The sequence below is a fragment of the Saccharicrinis aurantiacus genome (assembly GCF_947489045.1).
Classification (GTDB): Bacteria; Bacteroidota; Bacteroidia; order Bacteroidales; family Marinilabiliaceae; genus Saccharicrinis; species Saccharicrinis aurantiacus.
Genome location: NZ_CANLCN010000002.1, coordinates 60,560 through 77,063, shown reverse-complemented (window position 1 = coordinate 77,063; position 16,504 = coordinate 60,560). Strand labels below are relative to the sequence as shown.

Below are 16,504 nucleotides of genomic sequence, written 5' to 3'. Positions count from 1 at the left end.
ATATATGAGAAATAGAGATAAAATACTTATCGTTATTTTAATGCTGTTTGCAACATCTATTCATAAAACAAAAGCACAGCAGCAGGCTTTGTTTACGCAATATATGTTTAACGGATTGGCAATAAATCCGGCATATGCAGGTAGTCACGAAACATTAAGTGCAACGGCACATTTCCGAAACCAATGGGTAGGTTTCGATGGTGCACCCAAGACTCAATCATTTAGTTTACATGGCCCTTTGAAGAAAGATAAAGTAGCATTGGGTTTACTAGTACTTCACGATAAAATTGGAGTAACCTCGGTAACAACAATTGCGCCCTCATATGCTTACCGATTACATTTTGGAGGCAATAATATTTTATCATTGGGTTTGCAAGCCAATATTACAAATGGCAAATCTGCCTTTACAGAACTTAATCCCACAAACAGTAACGATGTTGCCTTAAATAGAGATGTAAATAAATGGTTTCCTAATTTTGGATTTGGCGCCTACTTTTACAATACGAAATACTATATAGGCCTATCTGTTCCAACTATCTTAAGTAATAATTTTACAAACGATGCTGATATAGAAGATGAGGTTACTAACAGTGAAGTAAAACCCTATCTCACACTTACAGGTGGATACTTATTTCAGTTGAGCAATAATTTTGCCCTAAAACCAAGTACCATGTTGAGAACAAATTATGGAGCACCTGTTACACTCGACATCAATGCCAATGCTTATTTCCTCGAGTCGCTAGGAGTAGGTGTATCGTACAGATGGAACGAAAGTGTTTCTGCCATATTCGAAATATTTGTAACCGAGGACATCCGCATTGGATATTCCTACGATATGATTATAAACGATATTAATAAAGCAGCGTCAGGAAGCCACGAGATAATGATAAATTACAGATTCCCGTTTAGTAAAGACCGTATTGTTACACCAAGATATTTCTAAAGTTCTATGAGCAAAATAGTTTATTATACTACAATCGTTATACTTTTTGCTAGCTTAAATATAAGAGCTCAAGAAGATATAAAACCTCAAAATTACAATACTAATTTTGAGTTAGGTCAAAAATACTTTGAGAAGTATGCTTATCGAATAGCCATTAAACACTTTCTAAAAGCCTATGATGAAGATAGCACTTCTACCATTATTCAACTCCGATTAGCACAATCATATTATAGAATGCGCGACCTCGAGGATGCAGAATTTTGGGGCAATAGATTAATTAAAAATAATTACGAATTATCTCTTGATGAAATATATTATTATATAGAGATTCTAGCTGCCAATAAGCATTACGAGCGCGCCAGTTATTGGTATGCGCAGTATCTTGAAAGAGACACTACAAATGAAACTCGTATAGCTCGAATGGAAAACTTTTTACAAACCCCATTTTATGAGAATAATGGAGAAAGCTTTCAGATAAATATGGTGAACTTTAATTCCGATAAGCGAGATTTTTCACCGAATTATTATAAAGATGGTTTGGTTTTTATTTCGGGCAGAACCAAAGGACTGAACTTAAAGAAGTGGTTTAAAAACGACGAACAATATTATTTAAATGTATATTATACAGAGTCACTTGACAGTATAGAATATTTGGAACCTAAAATTTTTAAAGGACTAAAAACACGTTATCACGAAGGGCCTTTGTGTTTTTACGATAATAATACCAAGGTAATTTTCACTCGAAGCAATATTAAAAAGCGAAGTTTGCTAGGAAAAAAAGCCGGTTTAAGTGCTGATGGCTCAACAGTGCTGAAACTATATATGGCAGACATAGAAAATAATAAAGCTAAAAACATCAGAGAATTTCCCTACAATAGTGATGAGTTTTCAACAGGTCACCCAACAGTTTCTAGTGATGGTAAACGATTGATATTTGCGTCTGATAGACCTGATGGGTTAGGAGGTTCTGATTTATATATGTCTTTTAGAGTAAACGATTCTTGGACTCCACCTATAAATTTGGGGCCTACTGTAAATACTTCGGAGCAAGAGTTATTCCCAAATGCAATTGGAGATGTGCTATACTTTTCTTCCGATGGACATCCTGGATTGGGTGGTTTAGATATTTATTTTTCAATTTTAATTGATGATAAACCAACGGATTTAGTGAATGTTACTTACCCAATAAACTCATCTTCCGATGATTTTGGATTAACAACAAAGGACGGGAAAAGTGGCTATTTTTCATCAAATAGAGGGAGTACGATAAATGATAATATTTACTATGGAGTTGATGTTAGAAAAAAACCAAAGCTTTCTCTCGATATTCAAGTTGTAGATTCAATGAGTCTACAAACACTGCTCAACCCAGTTATCGAGATAACAGATTCGTTGACTACAGAGGTATTATTTCCTTATCAATCTAAGGGAGATAGCATATACTCCTATATTATTGATGCGGATAAAAATTACAAAATTATAGCATCACACAAAGGTTATTTTAATCATACACTTCCCTTTAATACCGATAAAAGTACATCAGGAGTACAGCAGTTAAAGGTTCCTTTATCTAAGGTTTCGCCAAACAAAACCATAGAGTTAAAAGATATCTATTATGATTTTGATAAGGCTACTCTTCGCGATACTTCAATGATTGTAATAAACTATTTAATAAAATGGATGGAGGAGAATCCTTCTATCAATATAGAAATTGGAGCTCATACAGATAATAGAGGAAACGCAGACTATAATTTAAACCTATCGCAGCGAAGAGCGCAGTCTGTAGCTGATTACTTAATAGATTCAGGTATTGATAAATTGAGGTTGCAAACAATGGGCTATGGAGAGACTAAACCAAAATTCCCGTGCGAAAATCCTTCTGATTGCACAGAAAAAGAGCATCAAATGAATAGGCGAACAGAAATAAAGGTAATAACTGATACTAACATAACAGGACAATAAATGAGTTAGTAACTTATATTGATTTATTATTTCATAAAATAAACATTATTTTATTTTTGTAATGATATTTGAACTTAAATAGTAATTCATGAAAATACTAGAAGTTGTAGACAAAAAAAGTATTCAACAGTTTTTAGATATTACAAACCTAATCTATAAAGATGACGAGAACTATGTTCGTCCTTTAGATATTGTGGTTAATGAAGTTTTTACGCCCGAAAAAAATCCATTTTACAAACACGGCTCAGCCACTCGTTTTATAGCGTTAGATAATGATGGGCAAGTAGTGGGTAGGGTAGCTGCTTTTATTAATGAAAAGAAGGCTTTTGGTTATGAACAGCCAACCGGAGGAATGGGATTTTTTGAGTGTATAAAAAATCAAGAGGTAGCATTTTTATTATTTGATGCAGCTAAAGAATGGCTTATTCAGCATAATATGAAAGCGATGGACGGCCCCATAAACTTCGGCGAGAACGATAATTTTTGGGGCTTGTTAATTGAGGGCTTTTCTCAAGCTTCTTTTGGGATGCAATATAATCCGCCATACTATCAAGCATTTTTTGAAGCCTACGGTTTTAAAACTTACTTTGAACAAATTACCAATAAGCTTGACTTAACAAAGCCTTTTCCGGAGCGTTTCTGGAAGATTGCAGGGTGGGTTGTTAAAAAAGAGGGCTATAGCTTTAAACACTTCAGGCTTAAAAATCGCGATAAATTTTTGTCTGATTTTGAAACTATCTATAATGATGCATGGCAGTTTCATGAAAATTTTGTGCCCATCAGCAAACAGGTTTTAAATGACACTATTGATAAAGCAAAATCCTTTTTAGAAGAAGATATAATTTGGTTTGCCTATCATGGCAATAAGCCTATCGGTTTATTGGTTCTTTTTCCTGATATCAATCAAATTACCAAACACTTTAATGGTAAGATGAACCTCCTCAATAAGCTTCGTTTTTTATGGATGAAGAAGCGTAATGTGATGAGCAGGGCTCGAGTGGTAATACTTGGGATTATTCCAAAATTTCAGAAATCAGGCATTGAGTCGGGTTTGTTTTGGCATTTAAAAGGTGCTGTTGAGAAGAAACCTAACCTAACGGAACTTGAAATATCGTGGGTTGGAGATTTTAATCCTAAAATGCGTGTGTTACAAGATTCAATGGGCGCCGACTTTTCAAAAAAGCATATTACTTACAGATATATTTTTGATGAGGATAAGGGAAGTAATAATAGGGCAAGCACTATCCCTCGAGATACAAAAAGCTGATGTTTACATAATAGCTAAATCTACCAAAACAATTGATGAGAAGAGAGTTGGGGGTTGAAAAATGAATTTATTAACATCTATTTGTTTGTTGTTCTAATATTAAAATGTACTTTTGCAGTCCGAATTAGGAAATTTGAATTTAAATGAGATGTTTACTAGCTTAATAATAAGCACGGAAGTCATCTCGCAAACGTAAAATTATAAAGATATGAAAAAGGGAATCCATCCTGATAACTATCGTTTAGTTGCATTTAAAGATATGTCTAATGAAGAAGTATTCATTACACGTTCAACTGCAAACACTAAAGATACTATCGAAATTGACGGTATTGAGTATCCATTAATGAAGCTTGAAATTTCAAACACATCTCACCCATTCTTTACTGGTAAGATGAAGCTTGTTGATACAGCAGGACGTATTGATAAGTTTAAAAACAAATATCAAAAGCACATTGATGCAAAGAAAAAATAAGCATTTTTGCTTAGACATAAGAAAAGCTCTGAATATTCAGAGCTTTTTTTGTATCCACTATTCTCGTTTTCTTTAGTGGGCTTGTAACTTTGTATAAGCAATTATTAATGCGCCACTATTTGATTTCCCTAATAGTTTTAGAACAAAGTTATCTTCTGTAATTCCATTATTTAGGCCGTCGAACTCTACCTTCAGATTCTTTCCTTTATTACTAAATTTAGTCACCTTACAGCCCCTACCGTAATCAACTTCTTCTGCAGATCCAATTCTAAGAGAATTAATGTCAATATCAGTTTGTGCATTAAAATCATTTTCACTGTGAATAATTACTTCTATTTTTCTAGTGTTACCAGTTATTGCTTTTTTGTTCAAAACACTAACTTGTTTGTGTACAGTTAACGGTATTATAATATTTTTAGAGTTGTGCTTATCTCCTGCTAAATCATCCGCTTTTGGTACATCAATAACTGCTACAGATAGGTGTGTAGCTCTACCGTATTTATCTGTTAAAACATGCGGACGTTCTAATTTATACCAATGCGTTTGAGTTCCATCTTCATAGCATGTATTATTTGGTGTATAGGCTGTTCCCGGATTAAATTTCCAATTAATTCCATCGGGAGAGCGCAGATAAATACATCTGTAATCCCAAAAGGCATTAATCATCATATGATATTGTACATCATCTTTCCATAATACTGGATCTTCGTAGTTTGAATTTCTATATTTCTCAGGAATAATTTTATTTCCTTGAATAGGGTTCGTAAGTATTTTATATGGGCCAAGAGGGTTGGTATTCTTACTCATCATCATGGCACCACCTTTTGTTACAAATAGAAATTTCCCATCGTGCATTTGTACGCCCGAAAGATTTCTCTCGAATCGATAAAAACGTTCGGGTTTTTCAAGTTCGGTATTTTTATCAATTTTCATTATTCCAAGCTCTTCCCATGGACCACTCATTTTATCCGATTTAAATAATCGCGGCTCCCAGTTAATAAGTGAGTAAAGCATATAAGTACCATCGTTTAATAAAATAATATCAGGGTTATGACCTAATCCATTATAGCAAGGGTAGGCTAGGTCTCGTTCAACTTTATAAGGGCCTGTTGGCTTGTCAGCTACTGCATACGCTATAGTAGAACGTGGCCACTCCCAATGACCTTTAGTTGCATTTGCTGGCCAACGCGTAACACACATATGGTATTTTTCATCGCTATCTTTTACAGGACGACCTCCCCAATAACTCCAATCAGGATCTTCAATTCCATTATCAACATCACGAGGTAATACTCCATCCGCTCCCCAAGTATCTGATTGCAATTGTTTATGAATTGGCATTGGAAGAATTAGATCGCTAAAAGATGCGCCCTTAACCATTTTAACTTTGGCTTTTAATATTTCAGATGGTTTACTTTTATTACCACTATAATCATGCGAATAAACAATGTAAGTATTCTCAATATCCTTTTGAGGTGTAAAATCGAGGTAGTGTGTTTTGGAAATTTTATATGCAATTTCTTGTAAATTATTTCCATCATTATCGCCTCTGTATAACGAGTAATATTTTACATCATTACTACTACTTTTATCCCAACTAATTTTAATCTCAGAGTCGTAAATATCTGCCTGAAGATGAGTGGGCGGTAGGGGAGCAATATTATCAGTCTTGGTATTATTGACAATATTCGAGGCAATTGATCTTTGTCCGTCTTCTCTTGTAACCAGATATTTATAATTAAGACCTGTAATGAAGGTTGTATCTAAGTATGAAGTTTCTGATGATTCCCCAATCTTTTTGTATTCACCTTTTGAGTTTGGTTGACGATAGATATAGAATATAGATTGTTTAGGAGCTAAATTATCGTTCCACTGTAGTTGGTTGCCTCCAGTAATATTATTAATGGTGAGTGAGGGGCCTTTAAATTTATGATTTAGCACCCTTAGATTTACATAGTGCAAAAATACCTTAATCTCATCTTCAGAGTAGAATGTAGCTTTTACCTTCGGAAAACCCGCTTTAGCGTCTTCTTCAGTTAAAATATAGAATCCTTTAAAATGCTCTACAATTTTATCAGATCCTTTTAACTTTACTTTATCTGCAACTATATGTTCAATATCTCCGAATACTATGCTTAGGCTAATGCTTCCGTTACTAATATATTCTAAGTCGGCTCCAAAACTCCACTTTAAGGTGTCACCAATTTGTGGATTCTGGTAGTCGGGGTTTGAATCAAGTACAATTGACTCGGCTATGCCAACATCGTTAATGCTATACATTGTGCCCATATGTAAACCCATTTTATACTCGCCAAGGCCTTCTACATTATATGTTTTCCAGAAAGGAGATTGTTTAGATTGTCGCCAATTACCGCGTATTAGTTCAAAATTGCCATCGTTAACATTTTCATGAGGTGCGTTTTCGCCTAAAAGTACAATTTGTCCTTTTATGGGATTTAAACTAATAAGTAAAAATATTACAAGTAATGGTGTTGAAGATTTTAAAAAGGTGTTTAGCATGATTCAATTTTAATTGGATGATGCACTAAATTACCAATTGTATATGTTATTTGAGGAGGAAAATTGTGTGTATTAGAGGGGCTTAAGATGCAATATGAATCAACAGGATTAAATTAACCCATATTTTAATCGTATTATTAAACTTTAGCTAATCGCGATAGTAAATATTGAAGCCCTTATTCAATATAAAAACAAGAGCAGTAGAATTTACACGAATAAAAAAAGCACTGCTAAATAAATAACAGTGCTCAATATAATAAGTAAAGAAATAATATTTCTTAGATGGCTTTCGCTAACCAATCACCAACTTCTGATGTTTTGTAAGCTTTTTCGCCTTCGTTAACAATATCTTCAGTTGCAACACCTTCTTCTAATGACTTATTAACAGCGGCACGAACAGCTGCTGCTTCTTCTAATAAATCTAAAGACTCTAACAACATTGCAGCAGAAAGTACTGTAGCGATAGGATTGGCAATATCTTTACCTGCAGCTTGTGGGTATGAACCATGAATAGGTTCAAATACAGAAGTATGAACACCAACTGATGCTGAAGGTAATAAACCTAATGATCCTGTAATAACAGAAGCCTCATCAGAAATAATGTCACCAAACATGTTTTCAGTTACCATTACATCGAATTTTTTAGGCCATTGAACCAATTGCATTGCTGCGTTATCAACAAACATGTAATCTACTTCGATGTTCTTATAATCGGCTTCCATAGCTTGCGCCACTTGTCTCCAAAGACGAGATGTAGCCAATACATTAGCTTTATCAATTACCGTTAAGCGTTTGTCTCTTTTCTCAGCATACGAAAATGCTAATTTAAGGATGCGCTCAATTTCTTCGGTAGTATAAGTACAAGTATCAAAGGCTTTCTTTCCATCTTCTGAACGACCTTTCTCGCCAAAATAAATACCTCCTGTTAATTCACGTACCACAACCATATCAGCACCTTCAACGATATCTAAACGTAATGGTGATTTATCTAATAAAGATGGGAAAGTAGTTACTGGACGAATGTTTGCGTATAAACCTAATTTTTTACGCATAGCTAATAAACCTTGCTCAGGACGTACTTTTGCTGATGGATCATTATCGAATTTTGGGTCGCCAATAGCACCAAAAAGAACAGCATCAGAGTTCATACAAACTTCGTGAGTAGCCTCAGGATAAGGATCGCCTACTTCATCAATTGCACATGCACCAACAATAGCAGGTGTGTAAACAATCTCGTGGTTATACTTTGTTGCAACAGCATCAAGCACTTTTTGCGCTTGTTCTACGATTTCCGGACCAATTCCGTCTCCGGCTAAAACACCAATATTCAATTTCATAATACGCTTATTAGTATCAAGATTTAAGTATCAAGTATCAAGATTTAAGCATCATACCTAATACATCATCATGACCATGTTATTTTCGTTAGTTTTATTTTCTTTAAAAGTATCTATCAAAAGTCTTATGTCTTGATACTTGATACTTGTGTCTTATTTTTCTAATTCCTCTTTCCAATTACCCTTACGAGTTAAAGTACCTTCTTCAATTACATTGAGTACTTTAATGGTTGCCTCAATGGCCGATTGGGTTTGATCGGCAGCTAAGCCACGTGATTTTATTTCAAGTCCATCATAATCCCAAGTAATAACCGTCTCCACAAGTGCATCGGTTTTACCACCTGGAGGGATGGTTACAATATAATCTTTTAAGGTTGGATGCTTTTTACCAAGCTTAGTATATATACGCCACAATGCTTTCATAAAGGCATCGTATTGGCCATCTCCAACAGCTGTTTCATCATGTCGCTCACCTTTAATATTCATACTAATGGAAGCCAATGGACGTAAATCGTGAGCTAAAGATAAATTGTAATTTCTGATGCAAATGTCTTCGTTCGATTTAGAACTTTTAAGCACATCTGCTATAATAAATGGAAGATCCTCTATGGTAACCGTTTCTTTTTTATCACCTAATTGAATCACACGTTGGGTTACCTTTTTCATATCCTCAACGTCGAGTTCAATTCCAAGTTCTTCTAAATTCTTTTTAATGTTGGCTTTACCTGATGTTTTACCGAGCGCATATTTTCTATTACGTCCGAAACGTTCAGGCATTAAGTTGTTAAAATACAAATTGTCTTTACTGTCGCCATCGGCATGTACGCCGCTACATTGTGTAAATACATTGTATCCTGTTATAGGTTGGTTTTCTGGTATACGTAATCCTGAGAATCCCTCTACAACCTTACTTACAGTAATAATATTAGATTCATCTAGATTATTAGGTAGTTTTAGATGATCGTTCAATAGCCCAATAACACTGGCTAGCGGTGCATTTCCGGCTCGTTCTCCAAGTCCATTAACGGTTGTATGAATTCCCTTAATTCCGGTTTTTAATGCAGAGAATGCATTAGCAACGGCCATATCATAATCATTATGCGAATGAAAATCAAAATGAGTATTAGGGAATCGAGTAACCATTTGTGTACAGAACTCAAATGTTTGATCGGGATTTAAAACACCAAGAGTATCAGGCAACATAATTCGTTGCACATTCATTTTACTGATGGCCTCAGTTATTTGATACACATATTCAGGAGAAGTTAACATTCCGTTACTCCAATCCTCAAGGTATACATTAACTTTAATACCCATTGTATCGGCTGTATCAACCACTTTTGCAATATCAGTAATATGTTGTTCAGGTGTTTTTTTAAGTTGACTTTGAACGTGTTTTAATGATCCCTTGGTTAGAAGGTTGATCACCTTCCCACCTGCATCTTTTATCCATTGTAATGAGATACCACCATCAACAAAACCAAGTACTTCAATTTTATCGATGAAACCATGTTTGTTAGCCCAATTGGTAATTTTTTGTACTGCTGCAAATTCGCCATCAGAAACACGAGCCGAAGCTACTTCTAAGCGATCTACTTTTACCTCATCGAGCAACATAGTTGCCATTGCTAGCTTTTCGCCAACATTAAAAGACACTCCTGTGGTTTGTTCTCCATCACGAAGTGTTGTATCCATTACTTCAATCCTCATATTCTAAATTTTAGATAAGAGATTATGGGAAAAAAGACTGATTAGTTACATATGAATATGTGAACAATCAGTCTTTTTCTTTATTTCAATTTGTCTAATTAAGCTCTATTTTGCTCATAAGATTCAATTTCATCTTTTACGCTCATCAGGTAATCGATGTCATCAAAACCATTTAATAAACAACCTTTTTTGTAACTATTAATATCAAAAGATTCTGACTTACCAGTTGCTTTATTAGTAATAGTTTGTGTTTCAAGGTTTACCTCAATTGTATTATCAGCACCAGCTGCAAATAACTCAGCTAAGAATGCTTCTGATACAATAACAGGTAAAACACCATTGTTTAAAGAATTGTTTCGGAAAATATCAGCAAAAAAACTAGATACTACTACTTTGAATCCGTAACCATCAACAGCCCAAGCAGCGTGCTCGCGACTAGAACCTGATCCAAAGTTTTTTCCTGCAACTAAAATAGATCCTGTATACTCAGGTTTATTTAATACGAAATCGGCTTTTGGAGAACCATCTTTATTGTATCTCCAATCGGCAAATAAATTATCGCCAAAACCATCTTTAGTAGTTGCTTTTAAGAAACGAGCCGGGATAATCTGATCCGTATCTACGTTCTCAATTGGAAGAGGTACGTAAGTTGACTCTAATGTTATAAATTTATTTATAGGCATTTTCTTGAATTTTTAAGGTTATAAAGTACGAGGATCAGTAATTACACCTGTTACAGCACATGCAGCAGCAGTCAAAGGACCAGCTAATAACGTTCGTGAACCAGGACCTTGACGACCTTCGAAGTTACGGTTACTAGTTGCTACAGAATACTTACCTGCAGGTACTTTATCATCATTCATTGCTAAACAAGCTGAACATCCAGGCTGACGTAATTCAAAACCTGCTTCTTCAAGAATATCTTTTAAACCTTCAGCAATCGCCTGATCTTCTACTTGGTGAGATCCAGGAACAATCCAAGCTGTTACACCTTCTGCTTTTTTCTTGCCTTTTACAGCATTAGCAAAAACGCGTAAATCTTCGATACGACCATTGGTACAAGAACCAACAAAAATCCAATCTACAGGCTTGCCTAACATTTTCTCGCCAGGAGCATAACCCATATAGTCAAGAGACTTTAAATATGTTTTTTGTGATGCTTCTTCAACCGTATCAAGCGTAGGAATACTTTGAGTGATACCAACACCCATACCAGGGTTAGTACCGTAAGTAATCATAGGCTCAATATCAGCAGCATCAAAATTGTAAACTTTATCAAACTCAGCATCAGCATCAGTTACCAAAGCTTTCCATTTTTCAACAGCAGCATCCCAATCAGCACCTTTAGGTGCATACTCGCGACCTTTTACGTACTCAATAGTTTTCTCATCAGGAGCAATAAGTCCACCACGTGCACCCATTTCGATACTCATGTTACAAACTGTCATACGGCCTTCCATTGATAAGTTACGGATTGCAGAACCCGAGAACTCAACGAAATAACCTGTACCACCACCTGTAGTAAGTTTAGAAATAACATATAATACAAGGTCTTTTGCAGAAACACCCTCTTCCAATTTACCATCGATGTTAATTTTCATGGTTTTTGGACGCGGTTGCATGATACATTGCGTAGAAAGTACCATTTCTACCTCTGAAGTACCAATACCAAAAGCAATACTACCGAACGCACCGTGAGTAGACGTATGGCTATCACCACATACGATAGTCATACCTGGTTGTGTGATACCATTCTCTGGTCCAACAACGTGTACTACACCATTTTTAGGATGACCTAAACCGAATAGTGTTACATTGTTATCTTCACAGTTTTTAGTTAATGTGTCCACCTGAAATCTAGAAACCTCATCAGCAATAGGAAGATGTTGGTTAATAGTTGGAATGTTGTGATCAGGAGTAGCAAATGTATTTTGCGGTCTGAATACTTTAATTCCACGAGCTTTTAAGCCGGCGAATGCCTGTGGACTAGTCACCTCATGTACTAAGTGACGGTCGATATACAATACTGAAGGTCCATCCTCGATGGTCTTCACTTCGTGCATATCCCAAATCTTGTCGAAAAGCGTTTTCCCTGCCAATTTACTAAGTATTTATAAGTTATTAATTATTCGTTAGGAGATACAAGTATCAAGTATCAAGACATAAGACTGATTTACAATCTTATATCTTGATACTTTTATCTTGATACTTGATACTCATTTATTATGCAAACTTCGAAAGCGCATCTAAGTATGCCCAAACAGAAGCGGTTAAAGTATCAACGTTAGCACCAAACCCATGGTATGTTCTACCATCGTGAGATAATTGAACGTGTACTTTACCAATATCATCAGATCCGCGTGTTACAGCTTGTACCAAGTATTCTTCAAGTACTACATCGAACGGCACCATTTTTTTGATAGCTGTAAATGATGCATCAACTGGTCCATCGCCTGTAGCAGTTTCTGTAATTGTTTTACCATTATATATTAAGGTAACCGTAGCAGAAGGAATACAAGATTTACCACATATAACCTGGAAATTCTCCAATTTGATAACACGCTCTTCTTTCTTCTCGTGGCCAACTAAAACTTCTAAGTCATCATCACCAATATCTTTTTTAGAATCAGCTAATACTAAGAAGTTTTTATATACTTGGTCTAATTTTTCTTGATCTAAATCGTAACCTAATACATGTAATCTGTGCTTTAATGCTGCACGACCACTACGAGCTGTTAAAACAATACTAGATTCTTCGATACCCACATCAGCAGGATCTATAATTTCGTAAGTTTCGCGATTTTTCAAAACACCATCTTGGTGAATACCAGAAGAGTGTGCAAAAGCATTTCGTCCTACAATTGCTTTATTTGCCTGAACTGGCATACGCATTAATGTAGAAACTAATTTACTTGTTTTTATAATCTCTTTAGGATTGATACCTACTTCAAAATCTAAATCTTGATGACATTTAATAGCCATTACCACTTCCTCTAAAGCGGTATTTCCAGCTCTTTCACCTAATCCATTTAAGGTAACCTCAACTTGGCGCGCACCATTAACAACTCCAGCCAATGTATTTGCTGTAGCCATTCCTAAATCGTTATGGCAATGTGTGGCGATAATTGCTTTATCAATGTTAGGTACGTTATTTACCAAATAGGCTATTTTAGACCCATACTCATGAGGTAAACAATATCCTGTTGTATCAGGGATGTTTACTACATCAGCACCAGCTGCAACTACTGCCTCAATCACTCTAGCTAAGAATTCGTTCTCACTTCTTCCAGCATCTTCAGCATAAAACTCTACCTCATCCGCACGTTCTTTTGCATACTTAACAGCAGCAACCGCACGTTCTATAATCTCATCAGGATTGGAGTTTAATTTTTGATAAATATGATATGGAGAAGTTCCGATACCAGTATGGATACGGCCTCTTTTTGCATATTTTAATGCATCGCCAGCTACCTCAATATCTTTTTTAACTGCACGAGTTAAAGCACATATTGTTGGGTATGTTACTGCTTTAGAAACAGCAACAACAGAATTAAAATCTCCTGGACTTGAAATAGGGAATCCTGCTTCAATGATATCCACACCCAATTTCTCGAGTTGCTTGGCTACTTCTATCTTCTCAATAGTATTTAACTGACAACCTGGGACTTGCTCCCCATCTCTTAATGTGGTATCAAAAATATGTACTTTATTACTACTCATAACCTTAAAATAAATATTTGTTGAAGTATATACCAATGTTACATTGAACCTAGTGCTATTATTTAATTCTTTTAAGCGTATGCTTCGTTAAAAAGATATCGCCATAGCGAATGCTATGTCTCAACTTTTTGCCTTACCTAAACTTAAAATATCTAAAATAATTTATCACTACTTTTAAAATAAAATAGGTATCATAAACCTCTAATTCCCTTTACTTAAAATGTTTCTATTCCTCTAATTTTGTTCTCTGCTCTAAGTTTAAGCAGATACTCTTCAAGGAGTTCTGTTCGTAACTTAGTGATGGCAATTCTGCCTGAGCGCACAAATTGGAGTACTTTATATTTATCGAGCCTAACAAAGAGTTCTTGTGTTTCTGCTTTGTGGCCAGTTTTTTCAATTACCGTATATTCAGGAGTAATCTCCATAATACGAGCTCCGTATTTTCTTACAATATCCTCAATTTCGTTACCTGAGAGAAGTGCTTCTGTTGGAACTTTATATAGTGCCATCTCTTGATGAATAATTTCATCAGTGGTAAATACAAATACCTTGAGTACATCAATTTTTTTCTCTATTTGAGTTTTAAGTTTATCAATTTGCTCACGTGTAGTGAAAACAACAATGGTAAACTTATGGATTCCCTCAAGAGATGATTCCGAAGTATTCAGACTTTCAATATTGATACTTCTGCGTGTAAAAGCAGTGGTGACCTGATTGAGGAGCCCGACATGGTTTTCAGAAAATATGGTTATAGTGAATTCTTGCTGCATTTTTTTTCTTTTTAAAAGACTGAACTAAAATACTACTCTAATCTAATATCTGAAACTGAACTTCCTGATGGAACCATCGGAAATACGTTACCTTCTTTTTCTACTCTAACTTCAAGTAAGAACGATTCTTTACTTTTAGCCATTCTTTCAACCGCGGCATCTAAATCTTTACGTTCAGTTACCAATTCGCTTTCGATACCAAAACCTTTGGTGATCATTTGGAAATCTGGATTGCAAAGTTCAGTTGAAGCATATCTTCTATCAAAGAATAACTCTTGCCACTGACGTACCATGCCTAAAAAGTTATTGTTTAAAATAACAATTTTTACAGCTGCTTTAGTTTGGAAAATGGTTCCCAATTCTTGTATCGTCATTTGGAAACCTCCATCTCCAATAAAAACACAAACTTCGCGTTCTGGTACACCTAATTTAGCACCTAATGCTGCTGGCAAACCAAATCCCATTGTACCTAATCCACCTGATGTTACAATACTTTTTGATTGCTTAAATTTAAAGTATCGAGAGGCCATCATTTGGTGCTGACCCACATCGGTTACAACCACTGCATCGTGATCGAAGGCCTCAGAAATCTTATTAACAACCTCGCCCATGTTCATTCCTCCTTGTTTTGGGAATACCTCGGCATCAATTACTTTTTCAATTTCTAAATCATCACACTTTTTAAACTCTGCAAGCCAATTGGTGTGTGTGGTTGGCTTAACAACTTTTGTAAGCTGTGGTAAAGTATCTTTTACACTTCCCATTACAGCTACATCAGCTTTTATAATTTTATTTACCTCAGCAGGATCTATTTCAAGATGAATAACTTTGGCATTATTGGCATATTTGGTAGCATCTCCGGTTACCCTATCGTCGAAACGCATTCCGATAGCAATGATAACATCACATTCGTTGGTTTTAACATTAGGGCCATAGTTACCATGCATGCCTAGCATTCCAACGTTTAATTCGTAATCGGATGGCATTGCAGATAGACCTAATAATGTCCACGCTGCAGGGATACCCGTTTTATCAAGAAACGTTTTTAACTCACTTTCTGCCTCACCAAGAATAACACCTTGACCAACTAAAGCCATGGGTTTTTTAGCGTTATTAATTATCTCGGCAGCTTCTACTATTGTTTCTGGCTTCGTCATTGGAACCGGAGTATAGCTGCGAACTAGAGTTTCTTTCTTATAATTAAAAGACGTTAATTCAAATTGAGCATCTTTTGTAATATCAATTACCACAGGGCCTGGTCGGCCAGATGAAGCTATATAAAATGCTTTGGCAATGGCTGCCGGTATATCAGCAGCTTTTTTAACTAATAAATTCCATTTAGTTATGGGCTGAGTAATACCGATTACATCAATCTCCTGAAAGGCATCTGTACCTAAAAGGGGTGAGGCAACTTGTCCGGTAATAACCACGAGGGGTGTTGAATCTATCATTGCATCAGCAATACCGGTTACCGTATTTGTGGCTCCTGGCCCCGAAGTTGCAAAGCAGACACCGACTTTCCCTGTTACTCTAGCATATCCTTGTGCCGCATGAACAGCTCCTTGTTCATGGCGTGTGAGTACATGATGTAATTTATCTTGGTAATCGTAAAGTGCATCATAAACTGGCATGATGGCACCTCCAGGATAACCAAATATTAAATCCACATCCTCACAAAGTAATGAGCGAAGCAATGCTTCTGAACCGGAAATTTTTTCCTCCCCTTTTGTGTTGTAATCCATGAGTATTGGCTTTGTGGCTTTCTCCTACTCAGATTATATTTGCCATCTGATATACTTAAAA

The 16,504-nt window shown here is 35.7% G+C and carries 12 protein-coding genes; 4 read left to right on the top strand and 8 right to left on the bottom strand.

The window, feature by feature from the left end:
- Nucleotides 1-4 precede the first annotated feature (4 nt).
- From QMO11_RS03515 to QMO11_RS03500, 4 genes are all read left to right on the top strand, one after another.
- The gene (locus QMO11_RS03515) at nucleotides 5-943 is read left to right on the top strand and encodes a PorP/SprF family type IX secretion system membrane protein (RefSeq protein ID WP_282036053.1); all 939 of its coding nucleotides are present in this window, start codon (nucleotides 5-7) and stop codon (nucleotides 941-943) included.
- A 6-nt stretch (nucleotides 944-949) separates the two neighbouring features.
- On the top strand, nucleotides 950-2,905 hold the full coding sequence (locus QMO11_RS03510) for an OmpA family protein (RefSeq protein ID WP_282036052.1): 1,956 nt from the start codon (nucleotides 950-952) through the stop codon (nucleotides 2,903-2,905).
- Nucleotides 2,906-2,993: 88 nt separating this feature from the next.
- On the top strand, nucleotides 2,994-4,172 hold the full coding sequence (locus QMO11_RS03505) for a GNAT family N-acetyltransferase (protein WP_282036051.1): 1,179 nt from the start codon (nucleotides 2,994-2,996) through the stop codon (nucleotides 4,170-4,172).
- A 208-nt stretch (nucleotides 4,173-4,380) separates the two neighbouring features.
- Complete coding sequence (locus QMO11_RS03500) at nucleotides 4,381-4,644, top strand: type B 50S ribosomal protein L31 (RefSeq protein WP_075603355.1); 264 nt, start codon at nucleotides 4,381-4,383, stop codon at nucleotides 4,642-4,644.
- A 72-nt stretch (nucleotides 4,645-4,716) separates the two neighbouring features.
- Here QMO11_RS03500 and QMO11_RS03495 read toward each other — a convergent pair whose 3' ends face one another.
- The 8 genes from QMO11_RS03495 to ilvB all read right to left on the bottom strand — a co-directional run bounded on the left by QMO11_RS03495 (nucleotide 4,717) and on the right by ilvB (nucleotide 16,443).
- Nucleotides 4,717-7,164: a hypothetical protein gene (locus QMO11_RS03495; protein ID WP_282036050.1), complete on the bottom strand. Its 2,448-nt coding sequence runs from the start codon at nucleotides 7,162-7,164 to the stop codon at nucleotides 4,717-4,719.
- Nucleotides 7,165-7,442: 278 nt separating this feature from the next.
- Nucleotides 7,443-8,501: a 3-isopropylmalate dehydrogenase gene (gene leuB, locus QMO11_RS03490; protein WP_282036049.1), complete on the bottom strand. Its 1,059-nt coding sequence runs from the start codon at nucleotides 8,499-8,501 to the stop codon at nucleotides 7,443-7,445.
- 153 nt (nucleotides 8,502-8,654) lie between these two features.
- Nucleotides 8,655-10,211, bottom strand: coding sequence for an alpha-isopropylmalate synthase regulatory domain-containing protein (locus QMO11_RS03485; protein WP_282036048.1), 1,557 nt, complete (start codon nucleotides 10,209-10,211; stop codon nucleotides 8,655-8,657).
- Between the two features lie 98 nt (nucleotides 10,212-10,309).
- On the bottom strand, nucleotides 10,310-10,894 hold the full coding sequence (gene leuD, locus QMO11_RS03480) for a 3-isopropylmalate dehydratase small subunit (protein ID WP_075603359.1): 585 nt from the start codon (nucleotides 10,892-10,894) through the stop codon (nucleotides 10,310-10,312).
- A gap of 18 nt (nucleotides 10,895-10,912) precedes the next feature.
- The gene (gene leuC, locus QMO11_RS03475) at nucleotides 10,913-12,310 is read right to left on the bottom strand and encodes a 3-isopropylmalate dehydratase large subunit (RefSeq protein WP_075603360.1); all 1,398 of its coding nucleotides are present in this window, start codon (nucleotides 12,308-12,310) and stop codon (nucleotides 10,913-10,915) included.
- A gap of 124 nt (nucleotides 12,311-12,434) precedes the next feature.
- Entirely contained in the window at nucleotides 12,435-13,931 is a 1,497-nt protein-coding gene (locus QMO11_RS03470; protein WP_282036047.1) for a 2-isopropylmalate synthase, read from the bottom strand.
- A 215-nt stretch (nucleotides 13,932-14,146) separates the two neighbouring features.
- Nucleotides 14,147-14,701 (bottom strand): acetolactate synthase small subunit, encoded by a 555-nt coding sequence (gene ilvN / locus QMO11_RS03465; RefSeq protein ID WP_075603362.1) that lies wholly within the window; start codon nucleotides 14,699-14,701, stop codon nucleotides 14,147-14,149.
- Between the two features lie 32 nt (nucleotides 14,702-14,733).
- Nucleotides 14,734-16,443 carry a biosynthetic-type acetolactate synthase large subunit gene (gene ilvB / locus QMO11_RS03460; RefSeq protein ID WP_075603363.1) on the bottom strand — a complete coding sequence of 570 codons (1,710 nt, stop codon included), beginning with the start codon at nucleotides 16,441-16,443 and terminating at the stop codon, nucleotides 14,734-14,736.
- Between the last annotated feature and the right edge of the window lie 61 nt (nucleotides 16,444-16,504).